Annotated in this window: 28 protein-coding genes; 8 read left to right on the plus strand and 20 right to left on the minus strand. The window is 44.9% G+C overall.

Annotated features, from left to right (window positions below; translation table 11 throughout):
* The 11 genes from AC27KT_RS11875 to AC27KT_RS11925 form a co-directional block, all read right to left on the minus strand.
* Complete coding sequence (locus tag AC27KT_RS11875) at positions 1-1515, minus strand: AMP-binding protein (protein WP_487130199.1); 1515 nt, start codon at positions 1513-1515, stop codon at positions 1-3.
* The gene (locus AC27KT_RS11880; RefSeq protein ID WP_487130201.1) at positions 1505-2248 is read right to left on the minus strand and encodes a thermostable hemolysin; all 744 of its coding nucleotides are present in this window, start codon (positions 2246-2248) and stop codon (positions 1505-1507) included. Before AC27KT_RS11880 ends, AC27KT_RS11875 begins: the two co-directional genes overlap by 11 nt.
* A gap of 116 nt (positions 2249-2364) precedes the next feature.
* Positions 2365-4176, minus strand: a complete 1812-nt coding sequence (locus tag AC27KT_RS11885) for an ArnT family glycosyltransferase (RefSeq protein WP_487130203.1) — start codon at positions 4174-4176, stop codon at positions 2365-2367.
* Positions 4173-4850, minus strand: coding sequence for a TVP38/TMEM64 family protein (locus AC27KT_RS11890; protein WP_487130205.1), 678 nt, complete (start codon positions 4848-4850; stop codon positions 4173-4175). The genes AC27KT_RS11885 and AC27KT_RS11890 overlap by 4 nt, the downstream gene beginning before the upstream one ends.
* Entirely contained in the window at positions 4840-5577 is a 738-nt protein-coding gene (locus AC27KT_RS11895) for a glycosyltransferase family 2 protein (RefSeq protein WP_487130207.1), read from the minus strand. Before AC27KT_RS11895 ends, AC27KT_RS11890 begins: the two co-directional genes overlap by 11 nt.
* 90 nt (positions 5578-5667) lie before the next feature.
* On the minus strand, positions 5668-6369 hold the full coding sequence (locus AC27KT_RS11900) for a hypothetical protein (protein WP_487130209.1): 702 nt from the start codon (positions 6367-6369) through the stop codon (positions 5668-5670).
* Positions 6366-7130: an FTR1 family iron permease gene (locus tag AC27KT_RS11905; RefSeq protein WP_487130211.1), complete on the minus strand. Its 765-nt coding sequence runs from the start codon at positions 7128-7130 to the stop codon at positions 6366-6368. Before AC27KT_RS11905 ends, AC27KT_RS11900 begins: the two co-directional genes overlap by 4 nt.
* A complete protein-coding gene (locus AC27KT_RS11910; protein WP_487130213.1) occupies positions 7120-7485 on the minus strand; it encodes a cupredoxin domain-containing protein in 366 nt (121 codons plus the stop codon). The genes AC27KT_RS11905 and AC27KT_RS11910 overlap by 11 nt, the downstream gene beginning before the upstream one ends.
* Entirely contained in the window at positions 7469-8758 is a 1290-nt protein-coding gene (locus tag AC27KT_RS11915) for a sensor histidine kinase (RefSeq protein ID WP_487130215.1), read from the minus strand. Before AC27KT_RS11915 ends, AC27KT_RS11910 begins: the two co-directional genes overlap by 17 nt.
* Position 8759: 1 nt before the next feature.
* Positions 8760-9425 carry a response regulator gene (locus AC27KT_RS11920; protein WP_487130217.1) on the minus strand — a complete coding sequence of 222 codons (666 nt, stop codon included), beginning with the start codon at positions 9423-9425 and terminating at the stop codon, positions 8760-8762.
* A gap of 74 nt (positions 9426-9499) precedes the next feature.
* Complete coding sequence (locus AC27KT_RS11925; protein WP_487130219.1) at positions 9500-10396, minus strand: hypothetical protein; 897 nt, start codon at positions 10394-10396, stop codon at positions 9500-9502.
* 272 nt (positions 10397-10668) lie between these two features.
* Here AC27KT_RS11925 and rplM point away from each other — a divergent pair, with 272 nt between their 5' ends.
* The 7 genes from rplM to AC27KT_RS11960 all read left to right on the plus strand — a co-directional run bounded on the left by rplM (position 10669) and on the right by AC27KT_RS11960 (position 15840).
* Complete coding sequence (gene rplM, locus AC27KT_RS11930; RefSeq protein ID WP_014948329.1) at positions 10669-11097, plus strand: 50S ribosomal protein L13; 429 nt, start codon at positions 10669-10671, stop codon at positions 11095-11097.
* 12 nt (positions 11098-11109) lie between these two features.
* Complete coding sequence (rpsI, locus tag AC27KT_RS11935; RefSeq protein ID WP_014948330.1) at positions 11110-11502, plus strand: 30S ribosomal protein S9; 393 nt, start codon at positions 11110-11112, stop codon at positions 11500-11502.
* A 437-nt stretch (positions 11503-11939) separates the two neighbouring features.
* Positions 11940-12572, plus strand: coding sequence for a ubiquinol-cytochrome c reductase iron-sulfur subunit (gene petA / locus AC27KT_RS11940; protein WP_049586157.1), 633 nt, complete (start codon positions 11940-11942; stop codon positions 12570-12572).
* Position 12573: 1 nt separating this feature from the next.
* Positions 12574-13839, plus strand: a complete 1266-nt coding sequence (locus AC27KT_RS11945; RefSeq protein WP_136780539.1) for a cytochrome b — start codon at positions 12574-12576, stop codon at positions 13837-13839.
* Positions 13836-14570, plus strand: a complete 735-nt coding sequence (locus AC27KT_RS11950) for a cytochrome c1 (protein WP_014948333.1) — start codon at positions 13836-13838, stop codon at positions 14568-14570. The genes AC27KT_RS11945 and AC27KT_RS11950 overlap by 4 nt, the downstream gene beginning before the upstream one ends.
* A gap of 167 nt (positions 14571-14737) precedes the next feature.
* On the plus strand, positions 14738-15370 hold the full coding sequence (sspA, locus tag AC27KT_RS11955; RefSeq protein ID WP_012517332.1) for a stringent starvation protein SspA: 633 nt from the start codon (positions 14738-14740) through the stop codon (positions 15368-15370).
* On the plus strand, positions 15367-15840 hold the full coding sequence (locus AC27KT_RS11960; protein WP_487130224.1) for a ClpXP protease specificity-enhancing factor: 474 nt from the start codon (positions 15367-15369) through the stop codon (positions 15838-15840). The genes sspA and AC27KT_RS11960 overlap by 4 nt, the downstream gene beginning before the upstream one ends.
* Before the next feature lie 185 nt (positions 15841-16025).
* Here AC27KT_RS11960 and AC27KT_RS11965 read toward each other — a convergent pair whose 3' ends face one another.
* Both AC27KT_RS11965 and AC27KT_RS11970 read right to left on the minus strand, forming a co-directional pair.
* Positions 16026-16874: a spondin domain-containing protein gene (locus AC27KT_RS11965; RefSeq protein WP_487130226.1), complete on the minus strand. Its 849-nt coding sequence runs from the start codon at positions 16872-16874 to the stop codon at positions 16026-16028.
* 12 nt (positions 16875-16886) lie between these two features.
* Positions 16887-17702: a spondin domain-containing protein gene (locus AC27KT_RS11970; protein WP_487130228.1), complete on the minus strand. Its 816-nt coding sequence runs from the start codon at positions 17700-17702 to the stop codon at positions 16887-16889.
* 222 nt (positions 17703-17924) lie between these two features.
* On the opposite strand from AC27KT_RS11970, the gene AC27KT_RS11975 reads away from it, so the two are divergent.
* The gene (locus tag AC27KT_RS11975; RefSeq protein ID WP_487130230.1) at positions 17925-18677 is read left to right on the plus strand and encodes a response regulator transcription factor; all 753 of its coding nucleotides are present in this window, start codon (positions 17925-17927) and stop codon (positions 18675-18677) included.
* 51 nt (positions 18678-18728) lie between these two features.
* Here AC27KT_RS11975 and mgtE read toward each other — a convergent pair whose 3' ends face one another.
* The 7 genes from mgtE to lptB form a co-directional block, all read right to left on the minus strand.
* Positions 18729-20087, minus strand: coding sequence for a magnesium transporter (gene mgtE, locus AC27KT_RS11980; RefSeq protein ID WP_014948338.1), 1359 nt, complete (start codon positions 20085-20087; stop codon positions 18729-18731).
* 174 nt (positions 20088-20261) lie between these two features.
* Positions 20262-20534, minus strand: coding sequence for an HPr family phosphocarrier protein (locus AC27KT_RS11985; protein WP_014948339.1), 273 nt, complete (start codon positions 20532-20534; stop codon positions 20262-20264).
* Positions 20534-21379 carry an RNase adapter RapZ gene (gene rapZ, locus AC27KT_RS11990; RefSeq protein WP_014948340.1) on the minus strand — a complete coding sequence of 282 codons (846 nt, stop codon included), beginning with the start codon at positions 21377-21379 and terminating at the stop codon, positions 20534-20536. The genes AC27KT_RS11985 and rapZ overlap by 1 nt, the downstream gene beginning before the upstream one ends.
* Positions 21380-21463: 84 nt before the next feature.
* Positions 21464-21907, minus strand: coding sequence for a PTS IIA-like nitrogen regulatory protein PtsN (gene ptsN, locus AC27KT_RS11995; RefSeq protein WP_487130233.1), 444 nt, complete (start codon positions 21905-21907; stop codon positions 21464-21466).
* 13 nt (positions 21908-21920) lie between these two features.
* Entirely contained in the window at positions 21921-22208 is a 288-nt protein-coding gene (gene hpf / locus AC27KT_RS12000; protein WP_012517338.1) for a ribosome hibernation promoting factor, read from the minus strand.
* A gap of 30 nt (positions 22209-22238) precedes the next feature.
* A complete protein-coding gene (locus AC27KT_RS12005) occupies positions 22239-23720 on the minus strand; it encodes an RNA polymerase factor sigma-54 (RefSeq protein WP_487130236.1) in 1482 nt (493 codons plus the stop codon).
* A gap of 73 nt (positions 23721-23793) precedes the next feature.
* Complete coding sequence (lptB, locus tag AC27KT_RS12010) at positions 23794-24519, minus strand: LPS export ABC transporter ATP-binding protein (protein ID WP_014948343.1); 726 nt, start codon at positions 24517-24519, stop codon at positions 23794-23796.
* Between the last annotated feature and the right edge of the window lie 2 nt (positions 24520-24521).

The following is a 24521-nucleotide window of genomic DNA, read 5'->3' on the forward strand; positions in this document are numbered from 1 at the left end:
TTATTCCTTGATAACAAATTGAGAAGAAAATGCTGTTGTACTTTGAACGCTGTACTGGTGTTGGTCTTGGCGCTGGTAGAGCATGTCTAAGTCAGTCGCGTAGCGGGTAGTTATTGCGTCACGTTTCAGTTTTCCTGTTGGGGTAAGCAGTTGGTTTTCTGGCGTGCAAAGACCGATGGTGGCGAAATTAACAACTTGCGCATAGTCAGGTAACTGCTTATTGATAAGCGCCACGGTGCTTTGAATCTGTGTATTAGAAATAGTATTGGAAGCAGGTACGAGGAGCGCGACACAGTAGGGTTTAGCTTCGCAATACACCAAAGCCTGCCTAAACAGTCCTGTTCCCAGCAGTAAAGATTCAATCCACTCTGGCGATACATTTCTGCCAAAGCTGTTCACCATTATGTTTTTTATACGCCCATTCAGCGTGAGTGTGTTGTCAGAAAAAACGCCTAAATCGCCGGTTCTGACCTGTGTCGGATAAAATGAGGAAGGTTGATTCAGATAGCCCAGAAAGTGGTTGCCTGTAACTACAATTTCACCCTCTTCGATGTGCAGTTGATTATGACCAAGCGTTTTTCCGGCACTGCCCATCGTATTGCAATTTGGCGTGTTCAATGTTGATACTGATACCGCTTCAGATAAGCCATAACCTTCAAATACTGGTAGTCCCTTCGCTTGAGCTTGCGCCAGCAAAGTGGGCGCTACATGTGCACCGCCAACAGCAATGAACATTAGTGATGAAGGTGGTGTCCAGCCCTGATTACATGCCTGTACTAGCACCATAAGTAAGTCGGGCACCAAGATCACAGACGTTGGTTGAACGCGGTCTATCAGTGACAGCAGAGCGTTTGGATTGACGAGTTTGCTTCCTTGAAATCCGCGCTCAGATGCCGTGGCTAAATAAACCGTGCCGCCGTGGTACAGAGGGGCGTAAACACCTGCAATATTTTCAAGTAGGGTAGACAATGGCAGTAAACACAGGTGGTTAACTATTTCTGGTTGAACAGCGCGCTCAATAGAATGGGCAACTTTCCATTGCGATTCAGTTGACAGGCACACGCCTTTCGGTGAGCCCGTAGAGCCTGAAGTAAAGGTTATTTTGTTAGTACCTACAGGTGTGTATACACGAGCGTCATGTTTGAGCGGATGAGCGACAATGTCGTTTTCGCTATCAATAACAGTCGGTGACTCACTCCATTCACTTAGTTCACCACCGCGATTGGTCAATAAAAAGTGACACTGGCTCTCATTTAATACATGTTCTTGTTGGGAAGTGCTAAAAAATAACGGAACGGGGACACAGCAGACGTCAGCCTGTTGGCAGGCTAAATCAGCAATCATCCATGCAAAACTATTGTCAAAGGCAATGCCCACCCTCTCGGCATTGTGGTTTGTTATCCAGCTTGCGAGGTTCTCGACGGCGCTCAAAAGGGCGCGGTAAGTCATTGAACCGTCTTTGCATTTCAGCGCAACGTCATCATCGTGCCCATTTATATACTGATTAAGCAACATACGCTGTTTCCTTTTTTGTGCAGATATTTTGCGTTAACGCATCCACATTTGCGGAAATAAGCTCAATTGCACGTTGGTAATGAGCATTAAGTTCAGGGCAGCCAATAATGTGTTGGGTTACGTGATTTAGCGACAGGGCAGTAACCTGAGGAGCGGTGTCATAATAGGTGCCCCAATCATCGCAATTCCCTTTAAGTTTTGACACATCGGCTTTAACAAGGGGGAGGAGTTGAATACCCGCGCCCATGAGTAAAGAGGTGAGCTGTGAGGTCGCACTGAAAACCAGATATTTGCTGCCACATCGTTTTAAAACGAAGAACAGGGCAAATAACAAGGGGAGGGTATAGCGCGATGCACTGCTAAAAAGGTTACCAACTTCAGCAATATGCGCTCTGTTTACGGTTATCCCTTGTAAGGTGAGGGCAGTTTCTACCGAAGTGTTAAGGTATTGCTCTATAAAAAGAGAATTATACTGACCATCATAGGCGGCAAATCTTGCGCCTACGGCGGCTTTAACTCCCTTAGCGTAAAGAGCAAACAGCATAGGCATAAAGGAAGTCACTCGTGCGTTGTAGCGAGCTTTAAAACCACTCGCTATAAACGCTTCAATACGGCGGCGGGCATTATGTCCATGTTTTGCCGCGATAAAGGTTATAGCGGGCTTTTCCTTTGAGACAATCGCAGATTGCTGACTAGCAACCTGGGTTGGAACACAAGCTAAAACGTGGCTCATAAACATGCTCATTGGTTTTGTGATGTTATGAGTATTTACGCGAGACCTTAAGAGAACCTTAAGGGGGAAAAACTTTTATAAATGTCAGTCCAAAATGTTAAGAACGCCCAAGCTAATTAATCGCTTGAGCCGTCATAGCTATTAAAAACGGGGCCATTAGCCGGTAAATCACAGGTAGCGTTCGCTGCAGTGGCAGGAAGCAATAACCATTCGTCACGGTGGGCTACACCCAGTGAAGTGGCTTGTGATAAGTCTACACATTGAAACTTGTAGTCACTTGGAACTAACAAAAAGCGTTGACGCATTGGCGATCTAACCCGCTGGCCTGAAACCTTTATCTGCTCGCGCGAAGGCTCGGAAGTATCAGTCAACCAAGCCCACGCTGTACCGTTTTCCACTTCTTTAGGGGTATGGTAACCAAAATGAGACATTTTAAAGGGTGAATAAAGCAAATACTGTTCTTTAAAGCTGACTATCCCTACCTCGAAGGCAGTTGAATCCTTCGTCAACATATTACTTATTTGGCTTTCTGCACTTTGAAGGACTATACGGGGAGTACGGTAGTCATTTAGCAGCCATGCACCGAATGTGGAAGGAATTACAGTTAAAATGAAAAGCCATGCCAGTAATTGGCGGGCGAGTAATTCTCCATCCCCTGCGTTACGCTTTTTATTGTAAACATAGTAGACAATATGAGTACAAAGCCCAGCGAAACCGAGTACAAGTAATACTATGCTTAAACGAACAAGGGTTTCGCTGCCGCTGTCAAAGCGCGTCATCAGCTTAACAGCGGTGGGCTCGTGAAATAGCAGTGCTAAGCCAGCAATCAATAAAATGGCAGAGATTAACGAAGTCACTGCGCGCGCAAAAAGCACCAACCCTCTTGATATCGTTGAATTAGCAAGTACCAGACCTGCAACCATACTCAACGCAGGTAGTGCCGGTAAAACATAAACACCACGTTTACCTGAGCTGATACTAAAGAAAATGACAACCAATATTACCCATATCAACAAGGATGAGTAAGCGGGGTTGTGAGTAAGTACATTTTTTAACGACTTAGCTTTTGATACAAGTATGGCAATTGGAGTTATCCAAAATACAGGAACAACTTCAACAATATAGTAATACCAGGGCTCTATGTGGTGCCAGGCATTGGCATATCGCTCAGCCGTTTGTTTAAACAAAATGTTCGACAAGTATTGTTGTATTTGAGGCTCTTGTTTTATTAAACCAAGATAAAGCAGAGGTGCAAGCCACATCGCCACAACTGATAGCATGATTAAGGGGCCAAACAACATGCGCAATGACCACTTGCCGCGATCTGGGCCGCTGGTAAATGCGAAAAATGCAATGGGGATAAATAAAAGAACAGGTAAAAAGCCAACGCCTTTGGTTATGATCCCAAGACCCATAAAGAACCATGCTGCAAAGTACCACCGCCAATTAACATGCACATAAAAGTGCTGAATGAGTCCGTAGACGCCAATCCAGATAAAGCAGGCGACAAGGGCATCTATTTGAGCGAATTTGGCTTGAATAAGAAACTGAGGGCTCAGTAGAAGTACGAGCATACTCAACATTGCCGCTTTTTCATTGGCAAGTCTTAGCGATAGCTTGTAGGTTAACCCCAAAGTGACAAGGCTTGCGATAGCGTTAGGCAGGAGCATAGCCACCTTCAGGCTACCCGTTATAAGGTAAAAGAAGGCAATACACCACATAAACACAGGGGGCTTGTCTGGATAAATTTCGCCACCGCGCATGGGCACAAGCCACTGTCCACTGTTCACCATCTCTTTTGCGACTAAGGCAAATCGAGGCTCATCGGGGGGCCAAGCATCTCTGAAGCCCAGACCAATAAATATCAGAGCACAGGCAAAAAAGAACAGGGTAGATGCATGGCTATTTGAATTAAGCACAAGCCTCACGACGGCTCACTCCTACGAGAAATGCCTGATAAGGATAGAAGTAGAAGAAGGCTAATGATTAAGCCACCTATTTGCAAAGGCTGTTCAAGGGAACTGACAAATCGAGAACCGCTTCCAAGCAAGGTAAACAAAAAAGTTTGAGGCGCAAAGCCGATTGCACTTGCAACAATAAACGGGACGAACGGAACGCTTAGCACACCTGCGACGGCGTTTGTGATCAGGTTGGAGCCAACAGGGAATAAACGAACAATTAGCACATTGCGAAAACTTCGCTTGGCCAGTTTGTTTTCAACAGGCTTTAATTTTGTACCTAAAAGACGGACGGCAAGTGAGCGCAGAGGGCCATTTGCTAATGCATAGGCTATACATGCTGACAATACCGTTAGCAACAAAGCAATTAATCCTCCCTGCCATGCACCAAAGCCCACTCCGCAAAAAAAACTGACTGCCTGACGGGGAAAACCCATAGTTAAAAGCACAACACAGCCACTTAAAATCACGCTCAGCGATTGCCAATTTAAATTTGAAATATAGGCATTCAACCAATCTGTATCATCACCGTGCTTCCATACTTCACCAGTGACCTCAAGCGACACATAGCAGATAAGGGCAATGCTCGCTGCCCCGATGAAAAACTGTATGACGCTTTTGAGGCGGCGAAGATTAGTCTTCATGACCCATTCCGTTGGCAATGTGATTAAGCTTATTTCTGTACATTAGCCATCTGACGCCAAGCATATCGATGAGCCCTGCCCAGCCACGATTCCACGCTGTGTAATTTGATTTACCTTCTAAGCGCGCGCGATGATTGACCGATACACATACCACTTCTCCCCCAAGCCTTTTAGTTAAAGCGGGAATATATCGGTGCATATGGTCGAAGTAGGGCAAAAGTAAAAAGGTACTTCTTGGGAGGAGTTTCAAGCCACAGCCCGTGTCTGGTGTGTCGTCTTGTAGGATCCACTGTCGAACACGATTGGCAACTTTAGACTGAAATCGTTTCCACGGGGTATCTTTTCGCTTTTTACGATGTCCGATAACGCAGAAGTGCGCTGCATTAGTCTCTTTAGCTGCGCGAATAAGTCGCGGTATATCAGCAGGATCGTTTTGCCCATCAGCATCAAGGGTGATGATCCACTTTCCTTTTGCCTGTAAAACGCCGTGAAAAACCGAAGTGCTTTGACCGCAGCTCATAGGGTGGACGATGACACGACAACTTACTGGCAAGGTGCTTGAAAGGTTATGCAGCAAGGCTAGGGAGTCGTCGCTGCTACCGTCATCAACAACAATAATTTCTGTTGTTGTACTTGGAACCACTTCTGCAATTTCTCGTAACAAGACAGAAAGGTTTTTGGCTTCATTTTTAGCAGGTAAAACAACACTGACGTCAAACTGGTGCATAAGAATATTTGGTAAATCATCGAATGACGTGCACTTTAAATGTTGAACCTTAAGGAAAGCTTAAGTTAGGCGCTAAAGTGCAAACTTGCATTAAAATTCGTATTCCAACGACATGCGAAGTGTGTGATCTTTACTGTCACCATTTAGTCCAGCAATGAAGCCCAGTTCCCATTTTAACTGTTTCTGTCGGTCAAAGCGTTTTATACCCATGAATGCTGGACCAACCCCGATAAAGTCCTCTGCTACATACATTTCCAATCCAGGTTGTACTTCAGGGATCCAGCGATACCTAAACTTGGCTTTAAATTCGCTTTCCCATTCATTCTCAACAGTTTGACCCCACTCGTACACCAAGCTAACGTTAGTTGTTAAACTGAATTGGCCAAATTCTTTTTCTGTTAATATCCCTGCTTTAACTTCCCAGTCATCGGTATTGTGCTGCTTTTCCAGCTCAAACAGCGTTGCCCAGTCAGCCCAGTATCGCCCTTGTTCAGTCATCATCCAGCGTAACTCTACTTCGTAGCTTTCTAAGCCAAAATCTTCATTTTCATCCCGCGCACCGACAAGGTATGTCTCGAGGATCATAAACTCTGAAAGTGCATAGCCGAATGAGAAGCGCTGCATTAAAACATTGCCATCGTCATTTTGTCTTGAGGTAAGTCGCCACTCAAACTCACGTTCAAAGGGTAATACATAAGGGTGATACACCTTATCTACGGTAAAATTATCTGCATAACCGTTACTTGAAAACACGGCGCATAATGCGATAGCAGTAAGGAGAAAACGTCTCACTGTGCGACCTCCTGAATTTCATCAGAGAATCTCTTTTTTGAAGAAAAGAAAGCAATTAAATTAGGCACGATAAGTGCGAAGAAAAACACCAATAAATAGCTCGTCGAGGGCGTAGCCTCATAGCCAACGAGAGAATTCAGAAGATGACCATATTCGCTATTGTCGCTAATTATTGTGCTGCTATCCCATAGCTGCCTTGGCGATGGGAAGGTGTCAGTTTGTTCCAATAATAATGCGATATTAGCGGTTTGAGCTGCCACAAATGTGGTTGCAAAAAAGTATGTTGCTCGCTTGCTAACAAAGTGGGTGAGCAAAATATTAAGTAGAATAGCGATGCTAATACTTATACCCAGACCAATGATAGTGCCCAAGAGCAATAACGTACTATCACTATTACGTGATAACTCGGAAACAAAATAAACTAAAAAGTGCAGCGAATTGGGTAAGCCAATACCTATTACTAGCAGGGTGAGGCCTAGACTGAACCTATTCGAGATACGTGACGGCAAAAGTACAACAAGGCACATACCCAACCACGCAATAAAAAACAGTATTGATTTGAGATACTCAAATCCGGCACCTTCTGATAGCTGCGATACCAGTCCTAGCTGGGGGTAGGTAAATACAGCGAGCAATACCAGCAGCAACACCCGCCACGTAACGGCAAGCGTAGACACACGCGGCAGCGCCAGCAATACACTAATGAGCAGGAATATGGGCAAGGTGTCACGCAAGAAGAGAACGACGGTATTAATTAGCATCCAGCGTGTCCTCTTTGTTTTTAACTATTACTTTTCCTACGGCGCTATTAGGATGAAACTCGCCAAAAAAAGGATACTCACCGGCTTTTAATGGGCCAATAAAGATGGTCCCTCGGCTTTTCGCAAATATCACTTTTTCTCTGTTCAAAGAGAAGCTATCTATTTCTTCGGGAGTATCATCGAAATTGACAAAGGTTAGCTTTACTTTTTGCCCTGCAGGCACAATCACTTCCTGAGGAAAGAATAAGTGCTCTTTAATTTCCACCACCACTTCAGGTAAGGCGAGCGCAAGGGGCGTATAAAAAGCACAAAGGGCTGAAAAAAAGAATAAAGAAATCTTAGAGTATGTAGTCATTGGAAAATGCCACCCTAACTTCTAATCCCCCGAGCGAACTTTCATCTAAAGAGAGCTCAGCACCGTGTAATACAACGATTTGTTCTACAATGGCTAGCCCCAAGCCGCTTCCCGAATGAGGCGAGCTGTTAGATGCTCTTTTGAATCGGTTTAGCACGATAGCGCGCTGGTCAGCAGGGATGCCTGGCCCAGAATCGCAGACGCTTAAAATAAGTTCGTCTTTCCGTCGTTCAATCCTAATTATTATTTGTGCACCGCTAGGAGAGTATTTACTCGCATTGCTCACTAAGTTCTGAAGCAAGGTGTAAAGGACAAATTGAGAACTTAGCAACCAGGCCTCTTCTCCTTCCAGTGCTATCTCTTGGTTTTTATTTTCAATAGCGCCGTATAGGTCACTAATCACCTCTTGCGCGACCACGTGCACATTTACAGGTTCTCGCTGTTCTGCAAACGTTTCTGGGCTGGTGCGAGTAAGCAAAAGGAATTGGTTTACCGCGTGGATCATTCTGTCAGTGTCTGCTTTGAGGGGAGCCAATACGTGGCCTTTTTCACCTAACTCGTTCGCTATATTGTGAATGTTTATTTTCATCACGCTGAGCGGAGTTCTAAGCTCATGCGCCGCATTGGATGCGAATTGCTGCTCTCGTTCGAATGCTGAATTCAGTCGCGTGAACATGGTGTTTAACGTAGTAACAACAGGTGTAAGTTCACTGGGCTCACGGGATAACGCAATGGTAGAAAAGTTATTACCCTGTCGGCTGGCAAGGAGTTTTGACAGGTGCTTTAACGGCGATAGTCCCCAAGTTATGCCAAAAAAGAGAATGAATGCAAGAATAGGCACACTAATTATAAAAGGGGTGATGGCGGCTACAGTTAGCGAGTCAGTTAAAGTAAAGCGACTACTTACGGGTTGAGCCACCATATACCAGCTATCATTATTCGGGTTAAACCGGGTATGTACCCGCCAGCGTGTACCCAGTGCGTTTACTTCAGAAAAGCCTTCGGAGAAGCTGGTTAATGGCGTGCTTAGCGCGTCAGAAGATGAGCTGGCCAGCTTACCTTGTTTCCATACTTGGAAGAAAAGTGTCTGTTGCTGTGTGCGGGTGCCGCTATCTACGTATGAGATTGCCCGGGATAGCTCAACTAACTCGTTATCTAACAAGGTATTCGATATACCCAGCGTTGCGCGGTAGCCTTTAAGTGCTGCACTAAATATCACTAAAACAAGCGCGCTGATCAGTGTAAGAATTAAAAAGCGGCGAATTGAAGACAATTCACTCCCCCGATTTTGAAATACAATAACCGACGCCTCGAATAGTCTTAATAAACTCAGGAGGCATTTTCTTACGCAAATTGCTCACGTGTACTTCTATCGTGTTGCTTGCCACTTCCTCTCCCCACTCATAAAGTTTATTCTCTAGCTGATCTTTACTCAGTATGCGCCCTGCGTTTTCAATAAGCGCTTTTAGTAGCATGAGTTCACGCCGAGGTAAGTGAACGTTTTGATTGTCGATAGTAAGCGTATGATGGGCAGTATCTAGGCTGACATTCTTAACACTAACAATGGTGTGAGATGCTGTGCTCAGACGACGCTCAAGTACTCTAATCCTAGCTAACAGTTCTTCTATTTCAAACGGTTTAGGTAAATAGTCGTCAGCGCCTGCATCTAAGCCAGAGATTTTGTCTAGCGTTTTATCCCGTGCAGTTAATATCAACACAGGAAGCGTTGCGTTTTTCTTTCGAATAGATTTTAGTACGTCGAGGCCATCAGTGTCGGGTAAACCCAAGTCAAGAATGACAATGTCACTTTGGCCCGCTCGAAGCGTTGCAAGGGCATCTGCGCCTGAATAAACACAGTCTACCGTGAAGTTGGCATTCTTTAGTGAAAGGGCGAGGGCGTCAGACAACGGCTTATCGTCCTCTACAAGCAGTACACGCATAAAAAACTCATTGATAAAAAACAAAGCAAAACACTAAACGAAAGACCTTAAGAAAACCTTAAGTGCTTAGTGTTTTATTCTGACATCTCTTTTTCGAGCGCGCGTATTGCTAAATCTTTGTATTTATCCCACCGCGCATAATCTAGTTTATAAGGTATTGTTGGGTTGCCGAGCACGTGAATTTTTCTACTTTCAGCATCGGCAAGCATTTCTGCTTTTCTGTGCCCTTCGAAGCTATCGAAGATACGTTCGAGTTCCCCGTCGTCTAGAATTCTGATAAGACCTAATCTCATTCTATTCGCGAGGGCAGGGCTATTTTGGCTAACAAAAAAGTACTCGTAGTTAGGATATTTTAATAGATGGAACTGCTCTAAAGAGACATGTTTATCCTTGTGGCGTTCTAAATCGCGGTGTACTTCAATGATATTTCTGGGGAAAGCGTCAACTAGTCCCTTATCTACCATAGAGTACATAGAATGGAACCAAAGGCTCCAATCTTCACCACTTACGTTATAGCCATTTGCTTTAAGTACATTTAAATCTGGCCAGTCTGCGCCTTGAACCATGGTTGATTGCTTTAATGCTTCGCCGGTTTGTTGGGCAAAATTGGCCTGCTCAGAAGGGTTAATCACCAATACGCGATAACCTGAATAACCTTTCAACAGTGGTAACTTAATGGGCAGAAGACGCTGCTCTCGCTTGCTGTTGGTGACACTCCACATTACATCCGCATCGCCTTTTAGCAAAGTAACAAGCTGACGACTCTGGCTCATAGGATGGGGGTGAGGGATTAAAGCAACATCACCGTATTCGGGTGTTGCTGCGAAAACTGCATTGAGTACAGCTACGTGATAACTTCCATAATCATCATCGGCAAACGCACGTGTATATACTAACTCTTCAGCATTTACACTGGCCATAAGTAGCGTGTGTAGCATCATCATTGAAGCTACAAAGCGAGACATTTTCATTTTGTTTTTATAACGGTTCCAAATACAACATTTTGACGTTACCTCAAATCTGTTTCTATGTCATCGGCAGATGATGGAATTTTATCCATATTTTTTGTTCTTAGGGGTTCGCATTTCTTTCAATTCCTGTATAATTCGCGCCCTGCCCAGTTACGCCCACCTTTGGGAAGGTGGAAGAATCAACCGGCTCGAAGGGGTCATTGTGTTGATTTTAAGGTGATTTCTGGTGTTCAGAAATCAGTAACGACGATATTATTCGGGTGAATTTGAAAATGAAAACTTTTGTTGCTAAGCCAGAAACGGTACAACGTGACTGGTATGTGGTAGACGCCACAGACAAAACTCTAGGCCGTTTGGCTTCTGAAATCGCACTACGCCTTCGTGGTAAGCACAAGCCAGAGTACACACCTCACGTGGACACTGGTGATTACATCGTAGTAATCAATGCTGAGAAAGTTGCGGTAACAGGCCGTAAAGCGCAAGACAAAATGTACTATGCGCACTCTGGTTACCCAGGTGGTCTTAAAGAGACAAACTTTGAAAAACTAATTGCTCACAAGCCAGAAATGGTTATTGAAAAAGCAGTTAAAGGCATGTTGCCAAAAGGCCCTCTAGGCCGCGCAATGTTCCGTAAAATGAAAGTTTACGCAGGTGCAGAGCACAAGCACACCGCACAGCAACCACAAGTTTTGGACATTTAAGGAGCTATTAACATGGCAGATACTCAATACTACGGCACAGGCCGCCGCAAAAGTTCTACTGCTCGTGTGTTCCTACGTCCAGGCACAGGTAGCATTAAAGTAAACCAACGCGCTCTTGACGAGTACTTTGGTCGTGAAACAGAGTGCATGGTTGTTCGTCAGCCACTTGAACTTGTTGAAATGACTGAAAAGTTTGACGTATACATCACTGTTAAAGGTGGTGGTTCTAACGGTCAAGCGGGTGCAATCCGTCACGGTCTTACTCGTGCTCTTATGGAGTATGATGAAGCACTACGTCCAGCACTTCGTAAAGCTGGCTTCGTTACTCGTGACGCACGTCGCGTGGAACGTAAGAAAGTTGGTCTACACAAAGCGCGTAAGCGTCCACAATTCTCAAAGCGTTAATTTTTACGTTTTTTGTATTTGCAAAAACCCGGCTTATGCCGGGTTTTTTATTGCTTTTTTTCTATTACAAGTTGTCTGCGTCCCACATCCAGTAAAGTCTTCAAGCCTCTATAATTCATAACAAAGGTTTAATTTGCTGGTGTTATCTAACCAAATATTCTTCAAAACCTTGATTTTAGGCCTTTCTCTCACTAAACCTAAACACATCTTTTTAATTAAATTATCGCTTAAATATCAGTAAAACCTTGTGTTTATAAGGGCTTTTCTTTTATCATTTGCGGTCGAAAATTTTGAAAACTTTCGTGACCTCGTAAACCAGTAAATTTTTGCTGTTACGTTGCTGTCATGACAAGCCATATGATGCATGACGCAAGCGTGATAAAACCAGTATAAGCTTGGGTTACACATCATAATTATCCAAACCTGGAGAAATGTGGATGAGCAATGTATCTGTAGATGCAACAGAGTCTGCACACAATGAAAACCAGCCAGAAAACAACACTCGTCGTCGGTTCTTGACCGTTGCCACGTCGGTAGTTGGTGGTGTAGGTGTCGTTGGTGCTGCTGTGCCTTTTATTGCGTCCTGGAATCCAAGCGCCAAAGCGAAAGCAGCCGGTGCTGACGTTGAAGTAGATATCAGCGGGATTGAGCCTGGACAGTTAGTACGTGTGATGTGGCGAAGCAAGCCTGTGTGGATTGTACGTCGTACGCCTGAAATTCTTGAAGAATTAGGCACGCACGAAGATAAGCTGAAAGATCCTAACTCTGAAGCTGAGCAGCAGCCTGCCTTTGCTCAAAACCGTTTCCGTTCGATGAAAGAAGAATACCTGATTCTAGTGGGTATCTGTACGCACCTAGGTTGCTCTCCACAGCATCTTAAAGACGGTGCATTTGAAGAAGTGGTTGAAGGCGTTCCAGATGGATTCTTCTGCCCGTGCCACGGTTCGAAATTCGACATGGCTGGACGTGTATTCCAAAACGTTCCTGCACCTTTGAACCTGGTTGTACCGCCATATCAATTCGTTGATGACAATAACATCATCATCGGTTCAGAAGCGGAGGCCGTGTAATATGAATGCTTTCCTAGGTTGGATTGAAGAACGCATCCCAATGATGCGCGTTGCGAATATGCACGCTCTTCAATATCCTGCTCCAAAGAACATGAACTTCTGGTATGTGTTCGGTTTTCTAGCAACTATTGTTTTGGTAAACCAAATTGTTACTGGTATTTGGTTGACCATGAACTTCGTTCCATCTTCAGAAGGCGCATTTGCTTCTGTTGAATACATCATGCGTGAGATCGACTACGGTTGGATCATTCGTTACATGCACAGTACTGGCGCATCAGCGTTCTTTATTGTGGTATATCTACACATGTTCCGTGGCATGATCTACGGCTCTTACCAGAAGCCTCGTGAGCTTCTATGGGTGTTTGGTATGTTTATTTACCTAGCGCTTATGGCAGAAGCTTTCATGGGTTACGTTCTACCTTGGGGACAAATGTCTTACTGGGGTGCGCAGGTAATCGTATCACTATTTGGTGCTATTCCTGTTGTTGGTCCTGACCTTGTTATCTGGCTACAGGGTGACTACGTTATCTCTGGCGCAACGCTAAACCGCTTCTTTGCATTACACGTTATTGCGTTGCCGTTGGTTATCGTTATTCTTGTGTTCCTTCACATTATTGCACTTCACGAAGTGGGTTCTAACAACCCTGATGGTATTGCTATTAAGCATAAGAAAGGTTCACTACCTGAGTCTGAAAAGACGAAGTATGAAATTCATGAATACTACACAAGCAAGTACGACATTGCTGACGATGTACTACCGTTCTTCCCACACATCGTACTTAAAGACCTTGTGGCATTCTGTATATTCTTAGCACTATTTACTTATGTGTTGTTCTTTGCCCCTGAAATGGGCGGTAAATTCCTAGAGCACCCTAACTTTGAAATTGCTAACCCACTTAAAACACCTGAGCATATCTTCCCTGTTTGGTACTTCACACCGTTCTACGCAGTACTAAAAGCGGTTCCTGATAAGCTATTCGGTGTACTAGCGATGTTCGGTGCAATTGCTGCGCTATTTGCGCTGCCTTGGTTAGACCGTGGTCGTGTTAAGTCATGGCGCTATCGTTGTGGCCTACACAAAGTAAACCTTATCGTGTTTGCAATTGTGTTCATTTTCCTAGGTTACCTAGGTGGTACACCACAAGAAAACTGGAAAATCATTGCGTCGCAAGTTGCAACGGTAATGTACTTCGGTTTCTTCGTAGCACTGTTCTTGTACAGCAAAAACGAAAACACTAAACCTGTGCCAGAGAGGATTTCTAAATGAAAAAAATGATGTGCTTTTTAGCCTTCTTCCTACCTGGCGTAGCGCTTGCGGCAGGCGGAAACGTGCACTTAGATAAAGCGCCTATCGATTTAACCGATAAGGCGTCTTTACAACGCGGTGCACAATTGTTCATGAACTACTGCTTAGGCTGTCACTCAATGAAGTATCAGCGCTATCAGCGTTCATTCCAAGACTTGGGTATTCCTGACGAACTAGGTCAAGAATACCTGCAGTTCACGGGTGAAAAAGTGTCTGACTACATCACTCGTGCAATGCCTGAAGAAGCCGCTGCTGGCTGGTTCGGTGCTGCTCCACCAGATTTAACGCTAGTGGCTCGTGTTCGAGGTGAAGACTGGATTTACACTTACCTGCGCTCTTTCTATGTTGACGAAAGCCGCCCATTTGGTGTGAACAACACAGTATTTCCTGAAGTAGGTATGCCACACGTACTTCAACCACTTCAAGGTACGCCAACACGTACTTATGAAGAGCAAATGGTTGATGGCGAAATGGTTAAGCGTTATGTAGGCATTAAGTCAGATGGTACTGGCGCAATGTCTCCTGATGAGTACGACCAAGCTGTTGCCGATATCGTGAACTTCCTAGAGTACACAGGTGAGCCTTCAAAGCTTGAATCTCACAAAATCGGTAAGTGGGTACTTATCTTTATCGCAGTATTGTTTGTATTTGTTTACTTACTGAAGAAAGAATACTGGCGAGAAGTGCACTAATCGCACAGATTTATGTATAATATGAAAAGGGGGCTTCTCGCCCCCTTTTTTGGTATTTACTCGTGCTATCTGAAAACCCTAGTAAATAGGGTCTTCAGGTAGCACGAGTTAACGTAATAAGCTTACCGTTTGTAAGCGTAAACTTGTTTCTCGACGGAGGAAATTGAATGGCCGTAGCCGCGAATAAACGTTCTATTATGACGTTGTTCTCTGACACAATTGATATTTATAGCCACCAGGTGCGTATTGTGTTGGCAGAAAAAGGTGTGGGTGTTGAAATCAGCTACACAGATCCTAGCAACTTGTCTGAAGATCTGTTGGAGCTTAACCCTTACGGTACTGTTCCAACTCTAGTTGATCGCGAGCTTGTACTTTACAAGTCGCACATCATCATGGAATACCTTGATGAGCGTTTTCCTCATCCACCACTTATGCCGGTTTACCCAGTATCACGTGGTCAGAGCCGCCTTATGATGCACCGCATCGAGCAAGACTGGTACTCGCTTGCTGCCCGTATTTTCCGTGGCGAAGGTGATGTAGAAGCAGCACGTAATGAACTGCGTGAAGCCCTGCTATCACTTGCGCCTGTATTTGGTGAAATGCCTTACTTTATGAGCGAAGAGTTCAGCTTAGTGGATTGCTACCTTGCTCCGCTATTATGGCGTTTACCTGCACTAGGGATTGAACTAAACGGTGCTGGCAGCAAAGAAATTAACGCTTACATGAACCGTATTTTCTCTCGTAGTTCATTTAAAGCGTCTTTGACTGACCAAGAGCGTGAGATCCACAACCCGCTATGACATCTATGACGTCAAACCAGCCCTATTTGCTTAGGGCTTTTTATGAGTGGATTGTTGATAACGACTTAACGCCGTACATTGTGGTAGATGCAACCAACGAGTTGGTTGAAGTGCCGCAAGAGTTCGTTAAAGACGGTCAGATCGTTTTAAACGTATCACCTAGTGCGTGTGTTAACTTTTCTCTTGATTTAGATGGCTTATCGTTTCAAGCGCGTTTCTCTGGGCAACCTAGAAGATTAAGTATGCCTTGTGAAGCGGTAATGGCTATTTACGCAAGAGAAAATGGTGCAGGTACGGTATTCGCTACTGAAGAAGATGTGGCTAGTGCGCAGCAAGAGCGCCCAGAAACATCTGAAGATGTTTCTCAACCTAGCGGCCCGACTTCGCTGGAAGATGCTGATGCAAGCGACGTGAAAGACGCACCTGTTCCACCTAAAAAGGGTAAACCTACCCTCAAAGTTATTAAATAACTTATTAAATAGCTTATCAAATAACGTATTAGCCTGGTTTTGTGAAGTTTATCTACTCAGCAAAGCCAGCGCTTATCTTTCTTATTCCCGTTAAGTTTTATCTCCGGTTCCCCCTTCGCACAAAAGTAAAAACACCCCATTACCTGCGTAATAGGGCGCTTTCACGTGGTACTGCGTTTGACCATTTAACGGGTTCGGGTTATCACCACGCGGCTCGTTGGGAAATCAAAGCGATGGGCCTCGGTTAGTACCGATGTAGACAGGCCCTCCCGGCTTGGATCGTCAGCGTTTGCACTCGTGACTACACCTTGGTGAAGTCTTACTGCATCGGCAAGATCATCCCTCACCACATCATAGCCCGCAGCTTCTCCGCCGCCACCCGCTGCACTAGCGGCAGGGCCTGGCATAGTAGCTGCGGTTTCTGTGTTTGCTTCTGTACCCGCATCCCAGGTCACTGTCGTGAACGTTTTTATATCACCAACCGCCATGTTGCTCACATTCGCAGCGTTTAAGCCGGTGAATGCGTCGTTGGTGTTGACCAGCATGGTCGTTACCGTAAGGCGCAGGTCGTCAGCATCGAGTTCTGGAACCACAAGAGTTAGTTCTGCGCCCATTGAGCGAGGACCCAATATGCCCCCAGAGTTTTGCGCATCCAAAAAGTCCGTGGAGTCCATGGCTTCAGTAATGACCATAGACGGGTCACCGCCTTCAGCCATTATTTCAATGCCCATGCTGGCTGGCTCGCCTTCATTAAATGAATGGAAGCCTGACTCATGCAATATGACGGCGGCAGGTGCAAAGGGCTGAGAGTAGGTTAAGTTGGTAATTTGTACGGTATAAACCGCTGAATTACCATTAATACCGTCTTGTCCGTCCGAACCGTCCTGGCCATCCGTACCATCTTGTCCGTCAGTACCTGCTTCCCCCTGCGGACCCGCTGGTCCTTGAGGGCCTGTATCACCATCGTCGCCGCAGGCAGCAAGAAGCGCTGAAAGCATCAATAATGTACTGAGTTTAATTATTGGATTATTCATCGTATTGGCTCCTTAAGATGCAGGAACAGTAATAACTACACGTGCTACTGGGTTCAACCAACGGTGTACGGTAGAGTCCAGATCACTGGCACCAGCGGCGCTATCAGTATCACCAAGCGCATTGCGGTGGATGTGTACTGGGCCATCTTCACCATCTTCAATTTCGCCATTAACGATTTGTGCACCCACACCCGTGCCACCTGTACCCAAATCAACAATACGAGTTGGCGCGCCGCCACCGGCAACACCCGGTACGCCATATCCACCCAGCGCGTTTCCGGTCCCAGCTTCAACAACATCTGTACGGGCACTATTTAATTCATCGTTAAGCTCAGTACCGGCGTCGTATGCATTAAGGTAATAAGTGTAGGTACCCGGCTCGGTTGGAATTTCAATACTGTCCATACCAACAAAAGCGTCGTTAGTAGGTATTAGCATGGAAAGTAGCGAAAGATATGGCTTGTCCATAGTATCGAAGGGATAGCTTAACGTAGCTTTCGGCGCGAGAAGTCCGCCAAAACGGTGCCACGTATTTGAACCATTGTCGGTATCAACAGGGCCGAGTAACGCTTTAAAGTTTGCGCCGCTTGAATCAGCATTTTGTTCGTCGTCAATAACACCAGCTTCAGCTAACCACGCTAAAGCTGACGACGCAGGTTGCCCAACTTCAAAGGCATCGACGGTGTCATCGTGAGCTATGACTAAGCGCGGCGTAAAACTCTGCGCCTGAGTCAGGTTGGTAATTTCAATGTCTAAAGTGACAGCTTGGCTTACTGATACTGCTGCTAGCGACAAAAGCGTTGTGCTAGCAAGTTTAGTGAATTTCATTTTATTGTCCTTATTTATGGCTTAAATCGCATAAAAATTTAGGGCAGTAAAATGTCCAATTCATCACAGAACTTTCACAAAACGCACACAGATTCGTCTCAATAAATAACAGTGCTGTTATAAATTCTGAATTTATATTTTTTATAAAAAAATTGTAATCACTGTGAAAGAAAACCACGAACGCACTGGTCTTGTTTTTTATTGGCGAATTAGGAGCGAGATATGATCCTTATCATCTACAGTGGAAATAAGTTTCAACAGAACATATCGCAATGCTTAAGTAAGCATAGCTTTCTTTACGACGCAGTCTCTAATTTTCAATCCGCAGAGTCGTTGCTTAAGGCGCAGCATTATTCGCTCGTTATTGTTGAGTCGCATGGAAATATTATCTGTCTTAATCGTATAAAAGGCCTTGTTGATACGAACCCAGAAAGTTGGGTGATGGCAGTGGAAAGTGACGCGATGACAGGCGATGTGGCCGACGAAGAGGTAGATGAAGCAAACTACTATGAAGTAGGCGTAGATGATTATCTATCAGGGCCATTTGATGCACGCATGTTTACTGCCCGTATTCGCTCCCATATGCGCAGAAGTATGCCTAGCCAAGCACATTTAAGACCATCTCAAGGTAGTGAAGAGCGCATCGAAATAGGACCCCTTAAAATCGACCAGCGATTTCATAGCGTGACCCTAAATGGCCAAGTGCTAACGTTAACTGCTAGGGAGTTTGCGCTACTGGATTATTTTTGTCGTCATCCAAACCAAGTTTTTTCTCGCAATCAATTGCTCAGTGAGGTGTGGGGCTATAACCACGAAGGCTACGAGCACACGGTGAATACCCACATAAATCGTTTACGTACTAAGCTTGATAAAATCAACAGCATTGAAAATGGTGGACAGCTAGTAGAAACCGTCTGGGGTGTGGGTTACAAGCTGAACGTCAATGGATATATAGCGAAAGCGCTTATTGCATAAGTGTTGGTTAGCTCACCCATGCCTTATCAGGCATGAGAGTTCAGAATTAACTTAAATTAGAAACAGCGTCGCAGTACCTAAGAAAGCAAAAATACCCACTACATCGGTTATCGTAGTTAAGATAACACTGCCAGCTAGCGCAGGGTCTATCTTAAGACGCTTCATGATCATAGGTAAGGTTGCACCCGCTAAAGCAGCCGCAATCATGTTTACCATCATGGCAAAGGCAATAATTACGCCCAGCATGTAATCTTGTTTCCATAACGCGATGACAGAGGCAATAAGCACCGCCCAAATGGCACCGTTTAAAAAGCCGATGGATATTTCTTTACTGATAAGCCATCGTGAGTTACTCGCGTTAACATGGCCTAGTGCCATACCTCGAATAACTAGCGTTAGCGTCTGATTACCCGCTACACCGCCCATACTAGGGACAATGGTATTTAAAATAGCTAACACAGCCAGTTGGCTCAGCGTTGCTTCAAATAGATCACTCACCATCGCAGCCATTAGCGCCGTCACTAGGTTTACCGCCAGCCACACCGAGCGTCGTTTGGTACTTTGCATAACGGGTGCAAAGGTATCTTCGTCGTCATCAAGACCCGCCATACTCATCATCGAGTGTTCCGCGTCTTCACGAATAATATCAACCACGTCATCAATGGTAATTCGGCCCACTAAGCGATGGTTTTCATCTACAACAGGTGCTGAAAGCCAATTATATCGCTCGAACAGGCTTGCCACTTCATCGTCTGGCATATTCACAGGAATCGCTTCAGATTCCTCGTCCATAACGTCAGACACTTTATCGTCGGTATCTGCGGTGAGTAAACGGGTAACCGGCACAATACCAACAAGGTTGTCAGTTCGGTTTACCACGTAAAACGTATCCGTATTCTCAGGTAGCTCGCCTTTTAAGCGGATATAGCGCAGAACCACGTCAATGGTCACATCGGGACGTAAAGTGATGGTGTCGGTGTTCATGATGAAACCAGCGGTTTCCTCACCGTAAGACAGCGCTTGCTCTGCGCGCACGCGATCTTGTGCATCCATCGAATCTAGAATATCGGCCAATACTGGCTCGGGAAGGCTGCTTAGCGTCTCTGCTAAGTCATCGGTATCCATCTCTTCAAGTGCGTCAACCACATTAGCTGGAAGCATCTTTGTAATGATACCGTTTCGAACATCGTCAGAAAGTTCTTCTAAAATGTCGCCGTGAAAGTCACCATCAATGAGCTCCCATAATTCGTCCCTTGTTCTGCTAGGACTAGATTCAAGAATGTGGGCGACGTCTGAAGGTGGTAATTCAAGCAGAAGCTTACGTACAGATACGAATTGACCGTTGGTCAACGCAGCGTTGAGTGCGCGTAACTGAGTTTGTACGTATTTAGAAACAAGCGCTTCTGCCATAAGGCGTTATTCCTACAAGCTAAAAGATGAACAATGCAGGCCATAGAGCCTAAGTGGGCGTAGAATATCGCAATTATGATGAGTCTGTCATGATAATTGCGTAGGTTTTGCGCAGGATTTTAAGATAACTGCGCTAAGTGTTGATTAATTGGTCAATGGATTGGGTAAGTAAGACTATTCGTCTTCGTTAAATCTGCCCTCAATCAGCTCTTCAATGGCTGCAAGTGCATCAACAGCATCACTACCGTCCACAATCACGTCTACCTGTTCACCTTGATGGCTTTCAAGCATCATTAATCCTAATACACTGCTTGCGTCTGCTTCTTTATCGCCTTTTTTTAAGATGATTTTAGCGTCGAATTGATTAGCCAGTTTAACCAGTTGGGTCGCCGCTCTTGCATGCAACCCTAACTTATTGACGATAGTTAGCGTTTTTTGAATAGTCATTACTGATTCAGCTCTCTATGGCGAATTTGAACATCAGGGTGTATTTCACTGAAGGTTTTCGACAAGGTCTGTGCAATATAGACAGAGCGGTGTTGGCCGCCAGTGCAGCCAATCGCTACTGTTACATAGCTTCTGTTATTGCGCTCTAAATGAGGCAACCATGTCGTTATTAAATTCTGAATTTGCCAAATGAACTTGGTCACTACAGGCTGCGATCCCAAAAATACTTCCACTGGTGCGTCTAATCCGGTCAGATGTTTAAGATCGGGCTCCCAATGGGGATTGGGTAAAAAGCGGGCATCAAAAACGTAATCCGCATCTTTTGGAATACCGTGCTTAAAGCCAAACGACTCAAACACAAGCACAAGGCGTGAGCTTTTCTTACCCAAGATACGCTCTCGAATTAACTCTGCCAGTTGGTGAATGGTAAGCTTATCTGTGTCTAAATATAAATCTGCGCGTTCTGCAATAGGCGCAAGTAGTGCAGACTCGGCTTTAATGGCTTCTGAAAGCGATTTATTAAGCTTGGCGAGAGGGTGAAGACGACGTGTTTCGCTAAAACGCTTAACCAGTACATCATCGCTCGCGTCGATGTAGACAATAGTCATCGACCACGAAGAGGGCAGGTAGTCTAGAATTTCTACCAAATCGTCAGGATTTTTAGGTAAGTTTCTCACATCGATACTTACCGCTACCTGATCATACTCATCAACAACAGTATGGGTTAGGGTCGGAAGTAAGTTTACCGGGATATTATCAACACAGTAATAACCTAAGTCTTCCAATGCGCGAAGTGCGACAGACTTACCAGATCCCGAACGACCACTGATTATTATCAGCTTCACCTACTTTCTCCCTAATACTCTGGTTTTATCACATACGCGTTGATTAATGAGGCGCCTACTAAACGGTTAATAGGCGCTTAATGTTTAACTTAATGCAGTTAGAATATCGTCGCTTGTCGTTGCACGACGTATCGCTTTAATCGTTTCTTTGTCGCTTAGTTTACCCGCCACGGTGGCCAGCGTTTGAAGGTGTCCTTCGGTTTGTTCCTCTGGAACAAGTAGCGCAAAAAAGATGTCTACGGGTTTCTCGTCAAGGGCGTCAAAGTCGATTGCTGGCGTGCTGGTTACAACAATGGCAATCACTTTCTCAAGGCCCGGCAGGCGTCCGTGGGGCAGGGCGATACCATTACCAATGCCTGTACTACCCATCCGTTCTCGAGCCATTAAGCTATTAAGTACCGTTGCCTGGTCAATGTTATCGTTTTGCTTGGCAGCGATATCAGCGATGATCTCAAGAATTCGCTTTTTACTATTACACTGAACCGCACACTCGGTGCGGTCCAGACTTACGATGGCTTGTATATCCATGCTCAATTAACTACTAATGTTTTTTCAGTTTTTCCTTATGCTTGATTACCTGCCGGTCGAGTTTATCAACCATGCTGTCAATCGCCGCATACATGTCGGTGTTTTCTGAGGATGCGAATACTTCAGCGCCACTTAAATGAACGGTCGCTTCGGCTTTTTGATTTAATTTTTCAACGTTCAGGATGACATGCACATTAGAAATGTGATCAAAGTGACGTTCAAGTTTGCTGAACTTCGTATCGACATAATTACGCAAAGAGTCGGTGATTTCGACATGATGACCAGTAAGGTTGATTTGCATATTTCGTCTTCCTTATATTATTAAGCCCGTTTAAATAAGGCTTTTGCGTTGGTTCGACGGCGGGATCGATAACGATTCCCGGTATTTTGCTATTGTTCGCCGAGCGACTTTTATGCCTTGCTCGGCTAACAATGAAGCAATCTTGCTATCACTTAGCGGCTTACTAGGATTTTCTGCGGCCACTAACTTCTTGATCAATGCACGAATCGCTGTGGATGAACACTCACCACCGGACTCGGTTGCAACGTGGCTTGAGAAGAAATACTTCAATTCGAAAATACCACGCGGCGTATGCATATACTTTTGCGTTGTCACACGTGAAATAGTCGATTCGTGCATATCTACCATTTCTGCGACATCATTTAGCACCATTGGTTTCATCATTTCCGGGCCGTGCTCAAAAAAGCCCATTTGCTGTTGCACAATGCAGTTGGCTACCTTCATTAAGGTATCGTTACGAGACTCAAGGCTCTTTATGAACCACTTGGCTTCTTGCATGTGTGAGCGGATGAATTGCGAGTCACTACTGTTTTTGGCACGGCGACTCATGGCAGCGTATTGCTGGTTTACGCTTAATTTAGGCAAACTGTCAGGGTTCAGCTCAACCACCCAACGGCCATTCTTCTTGGTTACAGAGACATCAGGAATAACGTACTCAGGCTCTTTAGTAACTAAAGCACTACCTGGGCGAGGATTCAAGGTTTGAAGCAAACGCATTGCCTCGCGCAGCTGGTCTTCTTTCAAGCGACTTTTTCGCATCAGGGTGCGATAGTCTTTGCTGCTGAGTAAGTCTGAATATTCTTCGATAAGTTGTTTCGCTTCTACAAGCCACGGCGTGTCTTCTGAAAACTGACGCAACTGCACCATAAGACATTCTTGTGGAGAGCGTGAGCCAGAGCCAATAGGGTCGAACATCTGAATGCGCTTAAGCACACATTCTATTTCGTCCATCTCTATCGGCTCTTCTAAATCGTCGTCATTTACCGCTTCTAAAATATCCTCAAGGGTAACCGTTAGATAACCGGATTCGTCGATAGAGTCGATGATAGCAGTAGCAATTGCGCGGTCAGTGTCTGAAAAGTGAGTGAGGCGCATTTGCCAAAGCAAGTGCTCTTGGATGTCTTCAGTGGTCTCACCTTGGAAGATTTGTTCATCATCATTAGATGGGCCAGGTGCAGGCGCAGAAGACGCGGAGTAATACTCATCCCATGTGCTGTCGATTGGCAGCTCGTCTGGAAGATCGTTTTTCTCTAGCGCATCGCCCGCTTCCAATGTATCACTTGAAGCAGAAGCCGTTGCTTCAGATGCACTATCATCATTATCGATGTTGTTCTTCTCTAGCTGTGCCTCGTCATTGCCTTCTTCCACTTCCAATAGTGGGTTTGAATCGAGTGCTTCTTGTATCTCTTGCTGGAGATCAAGCGTAGAAAGCTGCAGCAGTTTAATGGCCTGCTGAAGCTGAGGTGTCATTGTAAGTTGTTGGCTAAATTTTAGCTGTAAAGATGGTTTCATCTACGTCTTATTTAAATGCTCTAAATTGAATATACCAGAGCTAAACTGAAAAATGACAATTCGGTTACACAAACTATAGCCTGAATTGTTCGCCTAGGTATACATCCCTTACTTTTTGATTACTTAAAACCTGTTCCGCCGTTCCTTGCGCAATAAGCTCGCCATGACTCACAATGTACGCTTTCTCGCAAACATCCAATGTTTCGCGTACGTTATGGTCCGTGATAAGGATACCAATGCCCCTATCCCGAAGATGTTGTATTATCTTCTTTATATCATTAACTGATATTGGATCAACACCAGCAAATGGTTCATCTAACAAAATAAATTGTGGTTTTGCGGCCAAAGCGCGTGCTATTTCAACACGACGGCGCTCGCCACCTGACAAACTCATCCCCGTACTATTACGTATATGGTTGATATTAAATTCATCAAGTAGGGCGTCGGCTTCTTCTTCTTGCTGCTGTGAATTTAAATCTTTACGGGTTTGTAAAATAGCCATGATATTTTCATGTACCGTAAGCTTTCTAAAAATTGATGCTTCCTGTGGAAGGTAGCCTATGCCGCGGCGTGCGCGCTCGTGCATTGGTTGATGAGTGAGTTCGTTGTCGTCAATCTCAATCTTACCTTTATCTAGGTTTACCAAGCCGACAATCATATAAAATGTAGTGGTCTTACCAGCGCCATTAGGCCCAAGAAGGCCGACTATTTGACCCGTTGAGACAGAAAGACTCACATCGCGAACAACCTGTCGTGACTTGTAGGCTTTAGCAAGGTTTTTAGCACTCAAAGTAGCCATTG

The sequence above is a fragment of the Alteromonas sp. 5NW40-0090 genome, assembly GCF_057552975.1.